A 19994-nucleotide genomic window follows, 5' to 3' on the forward strand; every position below is an offset into this window, starting at 1 on the left:
AGCTCTCCAGTGCCGCGCTTCGCCATCTCCGAGCGACGCACGACTGTGTTCAAAGCCCTATCGACGCTGGCGAGTCTGCACCACTTCGTGGCTCACGTACGGATATGCAGCCCAATTGGCGGCGGTGTTTCGATCGCCTCGCCTTCAAGAAAACCTGCCCTTGCGTGCCGAGCAGGGCCGGTGTCGCCCAGAATGGAGCGACAGAGAACGAACCCGACCTGCTGTTTAGGAGGGTCGTTCTCAGGCATCGCAAGGCTCAGCAAGGGATCAACAGGTTTTCTGGCGAGAGATTGAAACCCAAGCCGAGTGGGCGGTTAAGAAGCGCCGAGAGATCGGAACTCAATCCGATCGGGCAGTTAACAGGCAGACAAGAGATCGGAACCCAAGCCGCGTGGGCTGATGAAGAATCTGATAAGCAAAGAAGTTTTTCTTCGTTCACAGCGCAAAGCCTGATCCCTAAGATGTGACCACATCAAGAACACTCTGAAGGATTACATCATGAATTTTGCCGCTCTGATCAAAAAAACCTTGGGGCTAACTGCGGCCCTGGCGATCTCCTCCACCGCATGGGCCAACGTTGAATTGCTTAACGTGTCCTATGACCCAACTCGCGAGTTGTACCAGGAGTTCAATCCGGCATTTGCCAAATACTGGAAAGAAAAAACTGGTGAAACCGTGACTATCAAGCAAAGTCACGGCGGTGCGGGTAAGCAGGCCCGCGCAGTGATTGATGGTTTGGAGGCGGATGTAGTCACGCTGGCCTTGGCCTACGACATTGATGCGATTGCTGAAAAAACAGGCAAGATTCCGGCGGACTGGCAAAAGAAGCTGTCCAACAACAGTTCGCCTTACACCTCAACCATTGTGTTCCTGGTTCGCAAAGGCAACCCAAAGAACATCAAGGATTGGGATGATTTGGTCAAGCCCGGCATTCAAGTGATTACGCCTAACCCGAAAACCTCGGGCGGTGCACGCTGGAACTACTTGGCTGCGTGGGGCTATGCCTTGAAAAAGCCGGGTGGTACTGAAGCCAAAGCCAAAGATTTCGTGACGACCCTGTACAAAAACGTGCCGGTGCTGGATTCCGGTGCGCGTGGGTCAACCAATACTTTCGTGCAAAGAAATATTGGTGATGTGTTTATTTCCTGGGAAAACGAAGCGTTCCTGGCCATCAATGAAGTGGGTAAGGAGAAGTTTGAAATCATTGTGCCCTCGGTCTCGATTTTGGCAGAGCCGCCTGTGGCCCTTGTAAAGGGAAATGCGGACAAGAAGGGAACTACCAAAGTGGCGCAGGCCTATTTGGATTACTTGTATTCCCCTGTTGGGCAACAAATAGCAGCTGCAAATTACTACCGCCCCAACAAGCCTGAACTGGTTAACAATAAGGCCGATTTGAATCGCTTCCCCAAAGTGAAACTATTCACCATCGACGAGGTGTTTGGTGATTGGCAGAAGGCCCAGAAAACCCACTTTGAAGACGGTGGGGTTTTCGATCAAATCTTCAAACGTTAATTCTCTACCTCGGATCGATCATAAGTTTTTCTTATATCGATCCAACTTTTTAATCGTTCAGTATCTAAAGCCACTCCAATAGACTGCTTGCTTCGCATTTAAATCGAACTTGTCAAGGTCTATTGTGGCTTCGTCTTCATCCACCAAACGCGTGCTGCCCGGGTTTCATCTCACCCTGGGCTATGCCATCGTCTATCTCTCTTTGCTCATCCTGATTCCGCTGTCCGCGGTGTTCATCAAAACATTCGAGATGAGCTTTGCCGATTTCTGGAGCACGGTGACTGATCCCCGAATCGTTGCAACTTACCGGGTTTCATTTGGAATCTCTTTATTGGCAGCCGGCATCAATGCGGTGTTTGGCCTGTTATTGGCCTGGATACTGGTTCGCTACACCTTCCCTGGTCGAAAAATCGTGGATGCTCTGGTTGACCTTCCATTTGCCCTCCCCACGGCGGTTGCTGGTATTGCACTGACTGCCTTGTATGCCGGCAACGGATGGGTGGGGCAATACCTGGAGCCATTGGGTATCAAAGTGGCTTTTGCACCCCCGGGTATTTTGGTGGCCCTGGTGTTTATTGGTTTGCCCTTTGTGGTGCGGACAGTTCAGCCCGTGCTGGAAGACATGGAAAGTGAATTGGAAGAGGCCGCAAGCAGCCTTGGGGCGAACCGCTGGCAAACATTCTTTCATGTCATTTTGCCCATCGTGTTTCCTGCCTTGCTCACCGGTTTCGCCTTGGCGTTTGCGAGGGCAGTGGGTGAATACGGTTCGGTTATTTTCATCGCCGGCAACATTCCGTATGTGTCTGAAATTACTCCGTTGATGATCATCACCAAGCTCGAGCAATACGACTACACCGGCGCGACTGCCATCGCATCGGTCATGTTGATCATTTCATTCATCTTGTTGCTGGCCATCAACGGCCTGCAAGCCTGGACTGCCAAACGCACAGGGAGAACTCAATAATGTCGGGCGCTGTTGCATTGCACATTCACACCTCGCGCGCCGAGAAACTTCAAAGCTCGTCAGCCACGCGGGAAACGCCATGGGTCAAGTGGGCCTTGATTGGCACGGGGGTAGCTTTCTTTGGTTTCTTTTTGTTGCTGCCGTTGTTCGCAGTATTCGTGGAAGCATTCCGCCAGGGCGTAGGCGTGTATTGGGAGTCTCTCAAAGAGCCTGATGCTGTATACGCCTTAAAGCTGACTTTGTTGGCCGCAGCGATTGCGGTGCCCTTGAACCTGGTGTTTGGTGTAGCCGCTGCCTGGGCCATTGCGAAGTTCGAGTTTCGAGGCAAGCAGGTGCTCATCACCTTGATTGATTTGCCTTTCTCGGTGAGCCCCGTGATTGCTGGCCTGGTATATGTGTTGTTGTTTGGCGCTCAGGGCTGGTTTGCACCCCTTTTGGCCGAGTACGAGATCCGCATTATCTTCGCGGTACCTGGCATTGTGCTGGCCACAGTGTTTGTCACCGTACCTTTTATCGCTCGCGAGCTGATTCCGCTGATGGAAGCACAGGGCAAAGAGGAAGAAGAAGCCGCCGTGGTGCTGGGTGCGCGGGGCTGGCAAACCTTCTGGCATGTCACCCTGCCCAACATCAAGTGGGGTTTGTTGTACGGCGTTATTTTGTGTAATGCCCGTGCCATGGGCGAGTTTGGTGCGGTGTCAGTCGTGTCGGGGCACATTCGCGGCGAAACCAACACGCTGCCCTTGCACGTCGAAATTCTCTACAACGAATACCAGTTTTCGGCTGCGTTCGCCGTGGCTTCGATTCTCGCGTTTCTAGCCTTGATCACCTTGGGTATTAAAACCTGGGTTGAGCATCAAGCCGCCAAACAGGGCGTGCACTAAGAAGGAATTATCATGAGCATTCAAGTTAAAAACATTCACAAGCAGTTTGGCGATTTCACCGCCCTGAACAATGTCAGCCTCGATTTCAACAGCGGCGAACTGGTTGCCCTGCTTGGGCCATCGGGCTGCGGTAAAACCACGTTGCTGCGCATCATTGCTGGCCTTGAACAGGCTGACAGTGGCACCGTGATTCTGGATGGAGAAGACACCTCCGACACGCATGTGCGAGACCGAAATGTAGGCTTTGTGTTCCAGCATTACGCGCTGTTCAAGCACATGACTGTGTTTGACAATGTGGCATTCGGCATGCGCATGAAGCCTCGCAGTGAAAGGCCCAGCAAGGCGGAAATCGCAGAAAAAGTGCACAGCCTTCTGAAATTGGTTCAACTGGATTGGCTGGCGGATCGGTTTCCTTCACAACTCAGTGGCGGGCAACGTCAGCGAATTGCATTGGCCCGCGCATTGGCCGTTGAGCCCAAGGTACTGCTGCTGGATGAACCGTTTGGCGCCCTTGATGCCAAGGTACGGAAAGAGCTGCGCCGCTGGTTGCGCCGCCTGCACGATGAATTGCACATCACCTCAATTTTTGTCACGCACGACCAGGAAGAAGCGTTGGAAGTGGCTGACCGGGTTGTATTGATGAACCAGGGCAATGTGGAGCAAATCGGTACACCTGAGGAAGTCTATCAACACCCGGCCACGCCTTTTGTGTACGGTTTTTTGGGCTCGGTCAATCTGTTCAAGGCACGTCACTTGGGCGATGGTATTCAGGTGGGCGAGTCGAACCTGGCACATTCCGGTACAGTGTTGAACAGATCGGGCGAAGCCGTACAGGGTGCCGATGTGCTGGCGTTTGCGCGTCCACATGAAATCGACATTCACACCGAGCCTGATTTTTCTTTGGGGGTACCTGCCAAAGTGATGCGTGTGTTGCGCTTTGGGTTGAACACCCGGGTTGAACTGGATTCCGTAGATTTGCAACCTGCACAGCATTTTGATGTAGAAATTAGCGCTGAGCGTGCACGAGAAATGAACTTGCAGGAAGGCCAATTGGTTAGACTTTCTGCAAAGGCTTTGAAAGTGTTTGATGTGGTGGGGGCCGCATGAATTTCCAGCAGTTGCGCATTATTCGCGAAACGGTTCGTCAGGGTTACAACCTGACTGAAGTGGCCAACAGTTTGTACACCTCGCAGCCCGGCGTCTCGAAACACATTCGTGACCTCGAAGAAGAGCTGGGTGTGGAATTGTTCATTCGCAAAGGCAAACGCCTGATGGGTTTGACAGACCCAGGCAAGGAGTTGCTGGTGCTGGTTGAACGCATGTTGCTGGATGCGAAAAACATCAAGAACCTGGCTGAGCAATACAGCAGTCGAGACGTGGGTCAGCTGACCGTGGTCACCACGCACACGCAGGCCCGTTATTCATTGCCCACGGTGGTCAATGAGTTCAAAAAGGTTTTCCCGAAAGTACACTTGCGCATGCACCAAGGCAGCCCCAAAGAAATTACTCAGATGTTGCTGGACGGTCAGGCCGATATTGGTATTGCCACTGAAGTGCTGGGCAATGTCGATGACCTTGTTTCGTTTCCTTATTACCAGTGGAAGCACCAGGTGGTGGTGCAGCAAGGCCACCCCTTGTTGAAACTGGCCAAGCCCACTTTGCAGGATGTGGCTGAATATCCGATCGTGACCTATCAAGAGGGTTTCACCGGACGAATCAAGATTGACGAAACTTTCCGCAAGCTGGGTTTGACACTGGATGTGGCCATTTCTGCACTGGATGCGGATGTGATTAAAACCTATGTGGAACTGGGCTTGGGGGTTGGCATTATTGCCAGCATGGCCTACAACCCGGTGAAGGACACAGGCCTGGCTGTGCTTGATATTGAATCGGATTTGCCGATGAACACCACCAGCATTGCGATTCGCAAAGGGCATTACCTGCGTTCATTTGCATACAAGTTCATCGAGCTGTGTAATGCTGATTTGACAGAGGCCAGGTTGCTGGCGGCGTTGAATGATTCATCGGTTTAGGGGACAAGGTAACTCGGCGTGGGTTACTTGTGTTGCACTGGACTAGTGGGCTTGGGAGCTAAACTTGAAGGGTCACCGTTGCGGTTTCTGGCCAACTTGGCATGGGTTACTTGTTCCGCACAGAAAACCGCTTGATCCCTTGTTGAATTGATTCTTGCTCACCGAGCTCGGCAAAAGTGCGGACCGAGTCTCGGTGTCGGCATGAAGCCGACCGCTGCGAATCAACTCAAACGGGGCGGTTTTCTTGAAGTGCGCCCCAAGCAATCCCACCGCCGAGTTGGCTCAAACCCGCAGAGTGCTCCCATCTGCAAGTTCAGCGCCCAGCTTCCCGTGCAGCGCTTAGCCATCACCGAGCGACTCACGGCGGTGTTCAATGGTCAATCGGCACTGGCGAATCTCCCTCACCACGCAACTCACGGCTGATTTCATCGCCCAATCGGCGGCGGTGTTTCGATCGCTTCGCCTTCAAGAAAACCTGCTTGCGTGCCGAGCAGGGCCGGTGTTGCCCAGCATGGGCGACAGAGAACGAACCCGACCCGCAGTTTAGGAGGGGCGTTCTCAGGCATCGCAAGGCTCAGCAAGGGATCAACAGGTTTTCTGGCGAGAGATCGAAACCCAAGCCGATCGGGCAGTTAACGCACCGCGAGAGATCGGAACCCACGCCGATCGGGCAGTTAACAGGCAGGCGAGAGATTGAAACCCTCGCCAATTCGGCAATGAATATTCACCGATCAGTTCCGGAAGTACTTCCTCGACCGATACACCAGTGCCTCACCTTCCCGGAAGTCGCAGCGCAACACCTCGCCCACCATGATGAAGTGATCTCCCTCATCGTAGCGACTGCGCACTTTGCACTCAAAATGCGCCAAAGCATGTGGAATCAAAGGCGCACCACCCAAACCCTCAATCACTTCGACACCCGCAAACCGATCGCCTTTGAAGGTCGAGAATGGTGTGACAAATCTTCCTGATCGGCCGACAACACACTCACGCCATAATGCGTGGCTGCTGCAAATGCATCGTGGCTGCTGGCTTTCTTCGACAAACTCCACAGCACCAAGGGGGGTGCAGTGAAACGGAGTTGAATGAATTGGCGGTCACCCCCACATATTTGCCCTCGGCATTCTTGGTGGTAATAATGGTGATGCCAGTGGCGAACTGGGCCAGCGCTTGCCGAAACATGTGCGCGTCCAGCTCGGCGTCACCTTCGCGTTTCTCGGCGCGAATGAATTCGGGTTTGGCGTGTTGTTGCATGGGGTACTTCTAATTTTGTGAATGGCTCCATTGTGCCAAACAAGTGCTTGAATTGCTGGAATGGCCACTCAAAACGTGGTTTTCAGGCCCATGTGCTTGAAATGATTTAAAATACGGCCAATTCTAAAAAGGCATTTTTCTTGAGCGCACTGTCCTTCAAACTCAAAACCACGTCAGGTCAGGCCCGTCGCGGTGAAATTACCACCGCACACGGCGTTATCCAAACCCCGATCTTCATGCCTGTGGGCACCTATGGCACCGTGAAGGGCATGACGCCGCGCGACCTCACCGAGATCCAGGCGCAAATTATTCTGGGCAACACCTTTCATTTGTGGATGCGCCCGGGCCTGGACATCATGGAAAAATTCGGTGGTCTACACCAGTTTATGGGCTGGAAAGGCCCAATTTTGACCGACTCAGGCGGCTTTCAGGTGTTCAGCCTGGGGGCCATGCGGAAAATCAAGGAAGAGGGTGTTCATTTTCGCAGCCCTGTGAATGGCGACAAGTTGTTCCTCACCCCGGAGGAAAGCATGCGCATTCAAACCGCGCTGAATTCTGACATCGTCATGATTTTCGACGAATGTACACCCTATCCGGCCACGCACACCGAGGCACGCCTGTCCATGGAAATGTCCATGCGTTGGGCGCGTCGTTCACGTGACTCCTTCGATGCGCTGGGTAACAACAATGGCTTGTTTGGCATTGTTCAGGGCGGCATGTATGAAGATCTGCGCGATATTTCACTACAGGGCCTGGAAGAAATCGGTTTTGACGGGTACGCCATTGGTGGCCTGTCAGTGGGTGAGCCCAAAGACGACATGCAGCGTATTTTGGCGCACACCGCGCCAAAGTTACCGCAACACAAGCCCCGCTATCTGATGGGTGTGGGTACTCCCGAAGACCTGGTGAATGCGGTGGGGCAGGGCATTGACATGTTTGACTGCGTGATGCCAACCCGCAATGCACGCAACGGCTGGCTGTTCACGCGCACGGGCGACATTCGCATTCGCAACGCGAAATTTCGTAACGATGAAAGCCCGCTTGATGCCACCTGCAGTTGCTACACCTGCAAAAATTTCTCACGCGCGTACCTACACCACCTGGACCGCAGCAAAGAAATTTTGGGTGCGCAGTTGAACACCATGCACAATCTGCATTACTACCTTGAATTGATGCGGGAAATGCGAGAAGCGATCGAGCAAGACCGCTTCGATGAATTCGTGAAAGAGTTCAATGCGCTGCGTGCTGAGAATGCCCTTGCGGGTCAACAACAGGTGCAGCAACAGCCTCAGTCGCAGTAGGTACAGCCAAACCAAACTGATCGAGAATCAACAGCACTTGCTGTTGCAAATCGATAACCTCCACCATGCGCTGGTGTTTGTCTTCTCCAATTTGGGCAAGCCTCTGCGTGGTTTTTAATCGGCCATGCAGCAGCTGCCTTTGTTCGCCCAATACGGGCACATGGGGTTCCCACTGGGCGTTTTCAATCGCTGTCAGCGAGGTTACTGCAAAGCCAATCGTGCTGCCATGCGCATTCACCACCAGAATGCTGGATTCATGACTCAGGCTTTGACGTTCGGCGCCCAACCATTGCGCCAAGTCAAACACTGGCATGGATTGGTTGCGGTGGGTCAGCATGCCCAGCATGGGATTACTGCGCTCAAAAATCTCAATGTCTGCACGGTAGGGAAGTACTTCCCGCACTTGTTCAATGGGCGTAGAAAATTCGGTGCCCAAACGGTAAACCATCAACCGATCCAGACCCAGCGCTGTTTTACCTTGCTGGTTCTCGAAATCCAGTTGCGCCGTCGCACTGGCCTTGGCCAAAATACTGGCCAGTTCAATCAATTCCTGGTCTTCGCTGATTCTGGGGCATGACAGCACAAAATATTGCGGGCCACGCTGCGAATGTGGGTCTTCTTTTGAAAACACATTGCAAGGCAAGGCACCTTCAAGTTGATTCGCTTTGGGTAGCCCAAAACAGGGCAGCGGAATGACTGAATTGTGCGGTACATGCACAATATCCAGCACCCGGTCGATCAGCAAGGCCAGCGGGTTGCCCTCGATTCGTATGACAAAGGCCTGTTGTGTGGCTCGTTGCAATTGCTTGTTGGTGCCCAGACCCAGGTAGCTTGCGAGGTCAATTGCCGGAATGGTTTGCTCTCTGTAATTCAGGTTGCCTTTGTAAAAACCACCGGCATACTCACCGGGCAACAGCACCGGGTTGACCACCGTGGTTTCAATGTCTTTTGGATTCACTGCAAACAGCGTGGACATGCTCTGCATCAACATCAGTGGTGTGCGAGTGTTCAGAGCTGTGTCTTCATTGGATGTTTGTAATTCAAGCGATTGGCGGTGTGGTTCCGGGTCTTCGGCTTTGGGCAGCCCGGGCAGGTCGAACAAAGCTTGCGTTGAAAGCACCTGAACCAGTTGGTTCAATTCGCTGTTCATGAGGCTGCCTGCAAAAATGCTGCCGATCGTGTCCTCTGAACTGACCGTGTGCATCGCTGCCGGGTTTGCAAAAAACAAAGCTTTGACCTGGTCGGCAATGAGCCCCAACAAGTGGTTCTCGTGGGCGATCAGTAAAATGCAGCCCGGGGTGTACTGGTGTCCGGGGCGGTTCAGCAAACATTCCAGGTCCAGTACCGGAATGGTCACGCCTCTCAGGTCCAGACCGCCTTTGATCCAGGGGTGTGGGCAGGGCAGTGCCATCAAGGGATGAAACGGCACCACTTCCCTGACCGATTTCATCGGCAGGGCCAGAGTCATTTCGCCAATTCGAAATGAACCAAAGCCCTGTTCGTATTGGCTCAGTTCACTCATGCGCTTTTACCGCCGAGGTGCTTTTCAAGGCCGCCTGTGAGCTCTTCAATCAGGCGGTTCACGGCAATGGCCAGGTCGCGCTGCTGTTCTGCCGAACTGGTAATTTGCTTCACGCTTTCACCTGTTTCAGTCACACTGCTCAAAATTCCTTCAAAGCTTTGGGCCGCGTTTTGGCTCACCTCAACACCTTCTTCAACCTGCGCAACCGATTCTTCAATCAGTGTCGCAATTTCGCGAGCTGCGCTTGAGCTGCTCTCGGCCAGCTTGCGCACTTCGGCCGCCACCACTGAAAACCCAACGCCGTGTTGCCCGGCACGTGCGGCTTCGATTGCCGCATTGAATGCCAGCAAGTTGGTCTGGTTGGCAATGTCGCCGATGACTCGCACAATTTCCGACACTTTGCTCGAGCTGTTCTGGATGGCATGAATTGCAGCGATGGATCGCTTTAGATCCCTGCTTCCCTGATGGGCAGCTTCCAGTCCTTTCTCGGCCAATTGCGTTGCAGTGGCTGAGTTGCCCGAAATGTCGGTGATACTTTCGACCAGCTTGGACACACGTTCCCGCATTTCGCCCGACTTCTTGTTGATACCCTGTTCCAGCATCACTTCTTTGGTTACATCGTAGGCATATTTCACCACTTTAACCACGTTGCCATTCAAGTCCAGAATGGGGTTGTAGGTGGCTTGAATCCATACATCGCGGTTGAACTTGCCCACGCGGTGAAAGCGGCCGCTCACAAATTTCCCTTCATTCAGTTTCAACCAGAAGTCGCGGTATTCTTCGCTTTGTGTGTATTCCAGCGTACAGAAAATGCTGTGGTGTTGCCCTTGAATTTCACGCGAGGTGTAACCCATGGCATTGAGGAAGTTGCGGTTGGCGTTCAACACATGGCCGTCCAGATCAAACTCAATCACGGCCTGCCCCAGGTTAATGGCTTCAACCTTGGCTTCAAACTCCGAATTTTTCAGCTTGCTTTGGGTCACGTCGCTGGCAAACTTCACGACCTTGACCAGGTTGCCGCGTGGATCATAAATGGGGTTGTAGGTGGCTTGAATCCACACTTCCCGCCCACCTTTGGCCACGCGTTTGTATTCACCCGATTCAAACTGACCACGGCCCAGGCTTTCCCAAAAGGCCTGGTATTGGGGTGTTGCTGCGTATGCGGCATCCACGAACATGCGGTGGTGGCGACCAATAATTTCTTCTGTTGAATACTCCATTAGTTTTAGAAAGTTGCCGTTGGCTGCAAGTACTTTGCCCTGCATGTCAAATTCAATTACTGCTTGCGAGCGGTCAATCGCGCCCAGTTTGCCTTCGGCATCCAGTCGGGAAAGTTTGGCGTCTGTAATGTCTTGCAGCATGAGTACTACTTTGGTCAATTGCCCCTCAAGGCCGATCACCGGGCTGCGTGTACCTGAAAGCCAAATTTCTTTGCCACCCACGCCCTTGTAGCGGAATTCACCTGCCAGGTTTTTGCCTTCACGCAAATCATTCCAGATCTTGAAGTGATTGCTGTCGTTGCGTTCTTCATCGAACATCAAAAAGCTTTCTGACTTGTCAGCCAGGTCCGCCTGGCTGTACCCCAGCGATTTTTGCATCAGTTCATTGCTGTTCAGAATTTTCCCTTCCGCATTGAACTCCAGAATGCAACTGGTGTTGGACACTGAATCCATGCGTGCCTGGGTTTCAATGGCGTGCAATTTGGACTGCGTGATATCGCTACAAAACTTGATGACCTTCACCGGGTTGCCTTCCAGGTCAAGAATCGGGTTGTAGCTGGCCTGTATCCAGATCCGCTTGCCATGGTTGCCCACGCGCAAGTATTCACCAGAGTCATACTCGCCTTGGCCCAGCTTTCGCCAGAAAGCCCGGTAAGCACCGCTGCTGGCCTCTTCCTTGTCCACAAACATGCTGTGGTGCTGACCCACAATGTCGCTTAATGAATAGCCTGTCAGGGAGAGGAAGTTCTCGTTGGCGTGCAAAATATGTCCACCCAGATCAAATTCGATAATGCCTTGCGAGCGGTTCATGGCGTTAACCTTGCCATCGTCTTCAATCGCCTTGGTTTTTGCAGCAGTAATGTCGCTGGCAAATTTAACCACTTTCACTGGCTTGCCATTTACACCCAAAATTGGCGTGTAAGTGGCCTGTAGCCACACGGGGCGGCCATGCCGGTTAAGGCGCATGAATTCGCCTGATTTGAACTCGCCAGCCGCAAGGTCTTTCCAGAAGTTGCTGTACTCCTCCGATTCCGCATAGTTTTTTTCACAAAACTGGCGGTGGTGTTGGCCCACAATTTCTTGCAGGCGATAGCCCATGGCGTTCAGGAAGTTGTCGTTGGCCGCCAAAATACGGCCGGCGGTGTCAAATTCAATCACGGCTTGGGTTTTGTCGATCGCAGCCACTTTGCCTTCATTTTCAAGTGACTTGCTTTTTGCCTCGGTGATGTTCGATGCAATCTTGATGACCGAGATCAAATTGCCGTCATCATCCCGAACCGGGTTGTAGCTCGCCTGGATATACACCTCTTGACCTTGCGAATCCAGTCGCAAAAACTCACCACTTTGAAACTCGCCTTCGCGCAATTTGCTCCAGAACAGCCGGTATTCGTCCGACTCCGCGGTACTTGCTGTGCAAAAAAGGCTGTGGTGCTTGCCCAGCACATCCTCCTCCGAGTAGCCGAAAACGTTCAAAAAGTTCTCGTTGGCATACAGCACATTGCCGTTCAAGTCGAATTCAATGCAGGCCTGGCTTTTCGCCAGCGCGTTGAACAAGTGGGTGCGGTGCTTGCCAGGTTGCTCGATATTGGGTGTCATGGGTCGCCTTGTTAATCAGAATGAGTTGGCTTGATTGGGGTAAATACCATTGTGTGTGGCCTTGTCCGGCTCAATCACTTGATAAAACAGGTAATCACCGGCCAGTTTGCGGTTTTTCCAGCTTTGGGAATCGCACGTTTGGGTAGGGGGGGTAATGCTGGGGGAGGGGTTTAATGGCCTATCTGACGGGCTTTCAGTTTGGCGTAAGTTTTCGCTTTGATACTCATCCGCAAGCCTAGGCTCGGGAGGGATGTGACCTCGTATTCCGTGTCTGCGGTTAACAACAACCTTAAAAAAGGAGACAAGCGATGAGCAACCCAAAGGGCGGTGAAGCCTACTGGAAAGCAACACTCGGCCTGTTGACCAAGATCATGATTGTGTGGTTTTTGGTTTCTTACGGCGCCGGTATTCTGTTTGTTGAGCAACTGAATCAATTCAGCATCGGTGGTTACCCACTGGGCTTCTGGTTTGCCCAACAAGGTTCTATTTACATGTTCATCATCCTCATTTTCTACTACGCGAAGAAAATGGGTCAGATCGACCGCGAACACGACGTCCACGAAAACTAAGGAGATTGCCAATGGATTTGCAAACAATCACCTACGTCATCGTGGGTTTGAGTTTTGCGCTGTACCTCGGTATTGCGTTTTGGGCTCGTGCTGGCAGCACGGGTGAATTTTATGTGGCTGGCGGTGGCGTTCACCCCGTGGCCAACGGCATGGCGACTGCGGCAGACTGGATGTCAGCCGCATCGTTTATTTCAATGGCGGGTCTGATTGCCAACATGGGCTACGGTGGTTCCGTATTCCTGATGGGTTGGACCGGTGGTTATGTGTTGCTGGCCATGTTGCTGGCTCCGTACCTGCGCAAGTTCGGCAAGTTCACGGTGCCCCAGTTTATCGGTGACCGTTACTACTCCAATACAGCACGTACAGTGGCTGTGATCTGTTTGCTGGTTGCTTCCATTACTTATGTAATCGGCCAGATGACAGGCGTGGGTGTGGCGTTCTCCCGATTCCTGGGCGTGTCTGCTGAAGTGGGTATTTATGTGGGTATGGGTATTGTGTTCATGTACGCGGTGTTTGGCGGCATGAAGGGCATTACCTACACGCAAATTGCACAGTACATCGTGTTGATTTTCGCTTACACCATCCCCGCAATCTTCATTTCCTTGAACCTGACAGGCAATCCTTTGCCGCAGTTGGGCTTGGGTTCCGACATGCTGGCCAATGGCCAACCCATGCTGGCCACCCTGGACAAGGTTGTGACTGACCTAGGCTTTAGCCAATACACCACAACACCTGCTGGTGGTAGCTACCTGAACACCTTCTTCTACACCGTTAGTTTGATGATTGGTACCGCGGGCCTGCCCCACGTTATTATTCGCTTCTTCACTGTACCCACAGTGGCTGATGCGCGTTCATCTGCCGGTTGGGCACTGGTGTTCATTGCAATTTTGTACACCACGGCACCTGCTGTTGGCGCAATGGCCCGTTACAACCTGCATGCCACGGTGAATTCCAATGTGGCCACTGGTGGCGACTTGTTCGCAGCTGACGCAGCTTTGGAAAACGACAAGAAGCCGGCCTGGATGGGTCGTTGGGAAACCACGGGCTTGTTGAAGTTTGAAGACAAGAACGGTGACGGTCGTGTTCAGTACTACAACGACAAGTCCAAAGACGAAGCATTCCTGGCCAAAGCAGAGGCTGCTGGCTGGAAAGGCAGTGAAATGACAGTAAACGCCGACATCATGGTGCTGGCCAATCCTGAAATTGCATTGTTGCCCAACTGGGTGATCGCCTTGGTGGCTGCCGGTGGTTTGGCTGCTGCGCTGTCGACTGCGGCTGGTTTGTTGCTGGCGATTTCGTCTGCGGTTTCGCATGACTTGATCAAGGGCGTGTTCAACCCAAGTATTTCTGAAAAGAACGAATTGCTGGCCGGTAAAATTTCCATGGCCTTCGCGATTGTTCTGGCCGGTTATCTGGGCTTGAACCCGCCAGGCTTCGCGGCGGGTACTGTGGCCTTGGCCTTCGGTATTGCAGCATCAAGCTTGTTCCCGGTAATCATGATGGGTATTTTCTCCAAGACCATGAACTCCACAGGCGCAATCGTGGGTATGTTGACAGGCTTGGCAGTAACCCTGTTCTACGTGTTTGCACACAAGGGTATTTTGTTTGTAAACGGTACGGAATACCTGCACTTGGTTGGCGGTGCCAACGGCTTCTTCGGCATCACGCCTGAAGCTTTCGGTACGGTAGGCGCGATTTGTAACTTCGTTGTGGCCTATCTGGTCAGCAAGGTAACAGCACCACCCCCAGAGCACATTCAGCACTTGGTTGAAGATGTACGTACCCCGCGTGGTGCTGGCATGGCAACTGGTCACTGATTGACTGTTCAACAATAACCACTGCCTTCACTGAAAGGCAGGGCTTGAGAAGCTTGAAAGCCCGGTGAGAAATCACCGGGCTTTTTGTTTTTCTAGAGTAAAACTGTTACTTCCACGCTCAAAAAAATGCTCCAATGCTTTGAAATTGGGTATGTATCCATGGGTGACTTGCCAAAGCAGCAATCAGCAACCCCACGAGCAAAACAATACCGAAAGGCTTGAGAGGGCTTGTTTTTGTGGGTGTAGCAGGCAATGCAGTGGGCGCTTTGACCGTGTTTTTTTGAACTTGCTGTGTGTTGTCTGTTGAGGTTGCTTGGCTGCCTGCCTGGTCCATGGGCAGACTGTTTTTGACCTTTTCCGGAACAACTTTGCCTAAAAACCACATGGCGGCGCTAATCACGACCAAATCGTCGGTAATGCCAAACAGCACGAGGAAGTCGGGGATCAGGTCGATGGGGCTAAACAGATAAACCACCACAGCCAACATGAAGCCCTTGATCCATTTGGGCGTGTCTGCATGCCGGAAAGCGTGCCACAGCATGCGACCATGAGTTTTCAGGGCTTTAAGTTTCGTAAGAATCGGAAAAAAACGTGTGATCATGCGCAGTACCCAACAACTAAAAGAGGACTCATTGTGACCCAAGCACCCTTGATGATCCAGCGTTCATGCCGAATCCCTGTGCCTCTGGCCGATTGCTTTGCCTTGTACACCCGTTTAAAGGCGGATGAATACATTCACAGTGACGCACTCATAGCGCCGATTACTCGTATAGAAATGATTCAGGGCAAATCGTTCAATGAAGTGGGCGATATTCAGCGAATTACATTCAAGGGCGGTGCTGTTATTGATGAAGAAGTGTTGGCCTTTGTGCCAAATCGCCAGTTTGTATACAAGGGTACGGGCTTTAGCCAACCCCTGTTGAATTGGCTTGATCATGCCAAAGGCTCATTTGAATTTGAGAAGGATGGCGACGGCACTTTGGTGACCTGGCGCTACCTGTTTTATTTAAAACCCGGCTTGGGCATTGGGCCCAAGCGACTCGTATTCAAGGCGGCGGTAGTTGATTTGATCTGGAACCGGATGATGACCAAAACTTTGGTTAATCTCACCCAAATCATCACCCTGCGCGCCTTGCAGGCAGGAAAAAGATGATGAATCCGTGTGTAAAAAACAGCCTGCGAATTGCGGCTGTTTTCAGTTTGATGATGTTGGTTTTTCTGGGTTTCCAGAGTACGGCGCGCGCTCAAACAGTGAGCGGAAAAGAGCCTGATATTTGTGTATTCGACTTGCTCGGTGCCAAAGGACCAATTTTTAATTTGGCTCAGGAATATGCCCTTGAAGGTCGAAAAAACGGCTACGGCTTTAAACCTGTGGTGTACACCAATGAATCGGTTGCTGCCAAAGACTTTGAAATTGGTGTGTGCGATGGCCTGGTGGCCACTGGCATTCGAACCCGAAAATACAACAGCTTTACCGGCAGCCTGGATGCGATTGGTGGCTTGCCCAACTACGATGCAGTGCTGCTGGCCCTGAAGTCGATGGGCAGCCCGCAATTGCAAAGTGTGATGCAGCAAAGTGACTTTGAGGTGGGTGGTGTATTGCCCTTCGGCACAGCTTATGTGTTTGTGCGCGATCGCGAAATCAATTCACTGGCCAAGGCTGCGGGCAAGCGGGTTGCGGCTTTGTCGCACGATGAATCGCAGCGCAGGCTGATTGAGCAGGTTGGCGCACAACCGATTGCTGCGGACGTATCCAATTACGGTTCCATGTTCAACAACGGCGCTGTGGATATTATCGTGGCCCCTTCGATTGCCTACTCACCTCTTGAGCTTTACAAGGGCCTGGGCAGGCGTGGTGCAATTATTCAGTTGCCTGTGGCCATGGTCACTTATCAAATCATTTTGCGAAAGTCGAAGTTTCAGCCGGGTTCAGGCCAGAAATTGCGGGCTTTTGTAGCGAAGGAAATGCCCAAGGCCTTGGAAGCAGTGAAAAAAATCGACCGACAAATTCCAGACAAAGCCTGGCTGAAAATGATGGATGCAGACAAGGTGGAATACACCACCATGATGCGTGAAGCCCGAATCAGCTTGAGTAAAGATGGCGTGTACGATGGTTGTGCCTTGCGTCTGCTGAAAAAGGTGCGTTGCTCAATCGATGGCAAAGCCTCTGAGTGCAGTTTGCCCGAGGGCTACACTGTGCCCAAGAGTTGCCCGATTCAGGCCATGTAAGCTGGCGCTTCTGGTTTAGCCAATCACCACCGGGGTGTTGGGAAGTTCATTCTTGCCGCCCCCACTGTGCGGAAAGTGCTCAATCAATTTTGTGCTGACCGCATCAATACTGTTCATCACCCCAGCCTCGAATTGTCCTTGGGCAAACGACTGCTCAATTTGGTGGCATAGCACTTCCCAGTAAGCGTTGCCAACCTTGGCGTGAATACCCCGGTCTGCCACAATTTCGATGGCATGGTCCGCCAGCAGCACATAAATGAGCACTCCGTTGTTGAGTTCGGTGTCCCACACATGCAATTCACTGAATACCTCAATGGCGCGTTGACGGGGAGTTTGCGCCTGCAACAGGGGGTGTAGTTCGAGCGCGCTTTCCACCGCGAATCGAATTTCACCGGAATGCTGGCTTTCGCTGGCGCTTATGGCCTGCGCGATGTGTTGCAGGTGTGCGGGCGAGAATGTTTTCCGCACATCGCGCTCGGTGGTTATCAGGTGTTTTACTACACGTTTGAAATTCATGGTTACCACCTACCGAAGCGCCACCGCCTCCAAAACCGCCGCCTCCACCACTGAAGCCGCCACCTCCGCCAAAACCGCCGCCACCGCGACCGAAGCCACCACGGCCGCCACCCATGCCACCCACCGAATTGCCAAACAGGGTGAGCAGCGCAGCCACCACAGCAGCAAGCACGGCAAAAACCACGGCGCCAGCGAACAACCAAGCCACCACGAACACCAAACCGCCAGTGGCCAATGCTGCGGGCAATTTGCCGATGGTTTTGCGCAGAAACCCGCCCACGAAAAGCGAGAGCATGAACAGCACAGGTGCAATGTCTTCAATCGTGCTTGAGTTGTTTACCGTTTGCTGCGCAACCGGCTCTGGCAGGGGTTCGCCTTCAATTACCTTGATCATTTGGTCCACACCGGCTGCCACCCCACCAGCAAAATCGCCCTGGCGAAACTGCGGCACAATAATCTCTTCAATAATTCGTTTGGAGGTAATGTCGGTAAGGGCACCTTCCAAGCCGTAGCCCACTTCAATGCGCAGTGTACGGTCCTGCAGGGCCACCACCAAAATTGCGCCATCGTCCACATTTTTGCGGCCAATTTTCCAATTCTCGGCCACACGCAATGCATATTGCTCAATGGTTTCTGGCTGGGTGCTTGGCACCAGCAACACTGCAATCTGGCTGCCTTTGGCCGCTTCAAATGTCTGTAATTTTTGAATCAGTGCAGCTTGCTGTTCCGGGCTTAGCGTGCCCGTAGTGTCGACCACTTGGGCATTCAAGGGGGGCACGGGTACTTCTTGAGCCGACAACACGCCAGGCACTGGAATCAGCAGCACCAGCGCCAGCAGCTTACTTAGCCAAAACCGGGCAATTGAATTGCACATGGTGTGCATCACTTGGTGCCAAAGTCCACGGTGGGTGGTTTGGAAATAGCGGCTTCGTTTTCAACCGTGAAGCTGGGCTTCACTTCGTAGCCCATCACCATCGCGGTCAGGTTGTTGGGAAATGAACGCACTGTCACGTTGTATTCCTGAACCGATTTAATGTAACGGTTGCGCGCCACGGTAATTCGGTTTTCTGTGCCCTCAAGCTGCGTTTGCAAATCACGAAAACCTTGATTGGCTTTCAGATTGGGGTAGTTCTCGGTAATCAACAACAGCCGCGACAAAGCACCACTCAGCTCACCTTGCGCCTGCTGAAATTTGTTGAAGGCTTCCGGGTCGTTGATCAGTTCCGGAGTGGCTTGAATCGACGTTGCTTTCGAACGCGCCTCAACCACCTGCGTCAGTGTCTCCTGCTCAAAATTGGCTTCGGCCTTCACCACATTTACCAAATTGGGCACCAGGTCGGCCCGCCGCTGGTACTGGTTTAACACCTCGGCCCATGCCGCTTTCACTTGTTCATCCGTGGTTTGAATGGTGTTATACCCGCAGCCGCTGAGAACCAGCGCAAACATCAGTGTGAGCAGGGAAAAAACGCGATTCATATGAATGCTCCTTGGTGGGGTGGTTGACTGACTGAGCAGCCATTGGAGTTTATCAGGCTAATTTTGATGTAATTCAATTACTTCTTTTGTTCTTTCATCGTTGTATAAAACACGTAAGCCAATATCTGGTTTTAAGGCATTTTTTCTCAAATCCAATAATCGTTGCACACGAGGGTCAGCGAGAACTATTTCCGGAATTTTTTCTTTTGTAGTGCTGGGTGCGATGTAAGCCCACCTGTCCCGCACTTCCTCTGAGCATTGGCTATCTAGTTCAATTCGAATGTTTTGATCGTTCACTATAGCTCTGTTGATCCAAAAGTAGGCATCACCACGCAGACAATTAATTTTCAAGGACTGACTCGATTGCCACTCAACGGTGGTGTCGACAATGCTGTTTGTTCTGAGAATTTCGCTTTTCTCATCGATTTGAGAAGTAGAGTTGTTCTGATGAATATGAAGTCGGTACACGAAATCGGTCGTAGCACCCGCACTGGTTTCGCTCCAACTGGCTGCAATATTACCGGCTGAGTTTGTTCTGCTGGAAAGTCGATCAAGTTCGAGAGGGGTTGGCTGGCAGGCGGTAAGCGCCATGCTGGTCAGGCACATTAAGTATTTCATGCTCAATATCCATTTCGTTTTGCGAAGTCGATTCCATTTCGAATTTGTATTTGGTCCTTTGGATCGTCACCATATGGCGCATCTTCGGTCCAATGACCAAAAGAATTGAGCGTGGTTCCCGCTCTACTTTGAGCCCAGCCAGCCGCTCTAAGCAGCACTTGCTCCGGTATTCCAATCGCATAGCCGACCGCACCGTAGTGGAAGTTCCCAAAATCGGCATAGGCTTGCCCTTTTTGTTTGAAATCCCAGGGGCCTTTGTTTCTGACCTGATTGTAAAACCACAACAAGTCGGAAGGAGAGAGAATCTCTCCAACACGATTTCTCGAGTGTTGGATATTCATTTCGATGAAAACGTTTGGAGGAGGGCAGGGGGTACCAACAGCAGCGTTGTTAGTCAGGCAGGTCAGATCATTGGACATTTGAGAGAATCCAAAATGCCAGATTTTATTGCGAGGTTCGGCAAGGTGACAATTTTCACCTCGCCTC

The 19994-nt window shown here is 52.2% G+C and carries 20 protein-coding genes and 1 pseudogene; 11 read left to right on the top strand and 10 right to left on the bottom strand.

What is annotated here, in order from left to right:
* The 6 genes from BSZ31_RS17040 to BSZ31_RS07915 form a co-directional block, all read left to right on the top strand.
* Positions 1-467, top strand: a 467-nt coding sequence (locus BSZ31_RS17040; protein ID WP_206018566.1) for a hypothetical protein, incomplete at its 5' end; no start/stop codon positions are given.
* A gap of 31 nt (positions 468-498) precedes the next feature.
* Positions 499-1512, top strand: coding sequence for a sulfate ABC transporter substrate-binding protein (locus tag BSZ31_RS07895; RefSeq protein WP_105028286.1), 1014 nt, complete (start codon positions 499-501; stop codon positions 1510-1512).
* 109 nt (positions 1513-1621) lie between these two features.
* Positions 1622-2476, top strand: a complete 855-nt coding sequence (gene cysT / locus BSZ31_RS07900) for a sulfate ABC transporter permease subunit CysT (protein WP_206018567.1) — start codon at positions 1622-1624, stop codon at positions 2474-2476.
* Positions 2476-3357, top strand: a complete 882-nt coding sequence (gene cysW / locus BSZ31_RS07905; RefSeq protein ID WP_105028288.1) for a sulfate ABC transporter permease subunit CysW — start codon at positions 2476-2478, stop codon at positions 3355-3357. Before cysT ends, cysW begins: the two co-directional genes overlap by 1 nt.
* 12 nt (positions 3358-3369) lie before the next feature.
* On the top strand, positions 3370-4464 hold the full coding sequence (locus BSZ31_RS07910; RefSeq protein ID WP_105028289.1) for a sulfate/molybdate ABC transporter ATP-binding protein: 1095 nt from the start codon (positions 3370-3372) through the stop codon (positions 4462-4464).
* Positions 4461-5390, top strand: coding sequence for a CysB family HTH-type transcriptional regulator (locus tag BSZ31_RS07915; protein WP_105028290.1), 930 nt, complete (start codon positions 4461-4463; stop codon positions 5388-5390). The genes BSZ31_RS07910 and BSZ31_RS07915 overlap by 4 nt, the downstream gene beginning before the upstream one ends.
* Positions 5391-6121: 731 nt before the next feature.
* On the opposite strand, the gene BSZ31_RS17795 is transcribed toward BSZ31_RS07915, so the two are convergent.
* Together BSZ31_RS17795 and BSZ31_RS17800 are read right to left on the bottom strand one after the other, a co-directional pair.
* Positions 6122-6301, bottom strand: a complete 180-nt coding sequence (locus BSZ31_RS17795) for a flavin reductase family protein (protein WP_369907264.1) — start codon at positions 6299-6301, stop codon at positions 6122-6124.
* Positions 6298-6644: pseudogene (locus BSZ31_RS17800) on the bottom strand (flavin reductase family protein). Before BSZ31_RS17800 ends, BSZ31_RS17795 begins: the two are co-directional and overlap by 4 nt.
* A gap of 140 nt (positions 6645-6784) precedes the next feature.
* Here BSZ31_RS17800 and tgt point away from each other — a divergent pair.
* A complete protein-coding gene (tgt, locus tag BSZ31_RS07925; RefSeq protein WP_105028291.1) occupies positions 6785-7945 on the top strand; it encodes a tRNA guanosine(34) transglycosylase Tgt in 1161 nt (386 codons plus the stop codon).
* Here the strand turns inward: tgt and BSZ31_RS07930 are convergent.
* Both BSZ31_RS07930 and BSZ31_RS07935 read right to left on the bottom strand, forming a co-directional pair.
* Positions 7875-9467 carry a chemotaxis protein CheW gene (locus BSZ31_RS07930; protein WP_105028292.1) on the bottom strand — a complete coding sequence of 531 codons (1593 nt, stop codon included), beginning with the start codon at positions 9465-9467 and terminating at the stop codon, positions 7875-7877. The two genes, tgt and BSZ31_RS07930, sit on opposite strands and share 71 nt — an antisense overlap.
* Positions 9464-12283: a PAS domain-containing methyl-accepting chemotaxis protein gene (locus BSZ31_RS07935; protein WP_105028293.1), complete on the bottom strand. Its 2820-nt coding sequence runs from the start codon at positions 12281-12283 to the stop codon at positions 9464-9466. Before BSZ31_RS07935 ends, BSZ31_RS07930 begins: the two co-directional genes overlap by 4 nt.
* A 308-nt stretch (positions 12284-12591) precedes the next feature.
* Here BSZ31_RS07935 and BSZ31_RS07940 point away from each other — a divergent pair, with 308 nt between their 5' ends.
* Positions 12592-12852 (top strand): DUF4212 domain-containing protein, encoded by a 261-nt coding sequence (locus tag BSZ31_RS07940; protein ID WP_105028294.1) that lies wholly within the window; start codon positions 12592-12594, stop codon positions 12850-12852.
* Positions 12853-12863: 11 nt separating this feature from the next.
* Positions 12864-14669 (top strand): sodium:solute symporter family protein, encoded by a 1806-nt coding sequence (locus tag BSZ31_RS07945; RefSeq protein WP_105028295.1) that lies wholly within the window; start codon positions 12864-12866, stop codon positions 14667-14669.
* Positions 14670-14787: 118 nt separating this feature from the next.
* On the opposite strand, the gene BSZ31_RS07950 is transcribed toward BSZ31_RS07945, so the two are convergent.
* On the bottom strand, positions 14788-15270 hold the full coding sequence (locus BSZ31_RS07950) for a YkvA family protein (protein ID WP_105028296.1): 483 nt from the start codon (positions 15268-15270) through the stop codon (positions 14788-14790).
* A gap of 33 nt (positions 15271-15303) precedes the next feature.
* Here BSZ31_RS07950 and BSZ31_RS07955 point away from each other — a divergent pair, with 33 nt between their 5' ends.
* Together BSZ31_RS07955 and BSZ31_RS07960 are read left to right on the top strand one after the other, a co-directional pair.
* On the top strand, positions 15304-15822 hold the full coding sequence (locus BSZ31_RS07955) for an SRPBCC family protein (RefSeq protein ID WP_168426895.1): 519 nt from the start codon (positions 15304-15306) through the stop codon (positions 15820-15822).
* Positions 15819-16898: a putative solute-binding protein gene (locus BSZ31_RS07960; protein WP_105028298.1), complete on the top strand. Its 1080-nt coding sequence runs from the start codon at positions 15819-15821 to the stop codon at positions 16896-16898. The genes BSZ31_RS07955 and BSZ31_RS07960 overlap by 4 nt, the downstream gene beginning before the upstream one ends.
* Positions 16899-16913: 15 nt before the next feature.
* Here BSZ31_RS07960 and BSZ31_RS07965 read toward each other — a convergent pair whose 3' ends face one another.
* Genes BSZ31_RS07965 through BSZ31_RS07985 form a run of 5 tightly spaced genes read right to left on the bottom strand, consistent with a single transcriptional unit; the run spans position 16914 to position 19927 of the window.
* Positions 16914-17366 (bottom strand): TPM domain-containing protein, encoded by a 453-nt coding sequence (locus BSZ31_RS07965; RefSeq protein ID WP_240605674.1) that lies wholly within the window; start codon positions 17364-17366, stop codon positions 16914-16916.
* Positions 17287-18288, bottom strand: a complete 1002-nt coding sequence (locus tag BSZ31_RS07970; protein WP_168426896.1) for a YgcG family protein — start codon at positions 18286-18288, stop codon at positions 17287-17289. The genes BSZ31_RS07965 and BSZ31_RS07970 overlap by 80 nt, the downstream gene beginning before the upstream one ends.
* 8 nt (positions 18289-18296) lie before the next feature.
* On the bottom strand, positions 18297-18890 hold the full coding sequence (locus BSZ31_RS07975) for a LemA family protein (protein WP_105028300.1): 594 nt from the start codon (positions 18888-18890) through the stop codon (positions 18297-18299).
* Between the two features lie 57 nt (positions 18891-18947).
* A complete protein-coding gene (locus BSZ31_RS07980; RefSeq protein ID WP_105028301.1) occupies positions 18948-19508 on the bottom strand; it encodes a hypothetical protein in 561 nt (186 codons plus the stop codon).
* 2 nt (positions 19509-19510) lie between these two features.
* Entirely contained in the window at positions 19511-19927 is a 417-nt protein-coding gene (locus BSZ31_RS07985; protein WP_105028302.1) for a polymorphic toxin type 44 domain-containing protein, read from the bottom strand.
* Positions 19928-19994 lie beyond the last annotated feature (67 nt).

It is taken from the genome of Limnobacter sp. SAORIC-690 (genome assembly GCF_002954425.1).
GTDB classification, from domain to species: domain Bacteria; phylum Pseudomonadota; class Gammaproteobacteria; order Burkholderiales; family Burkholderiaceae_B; genus Limnobacter; species Limnobacter profundi.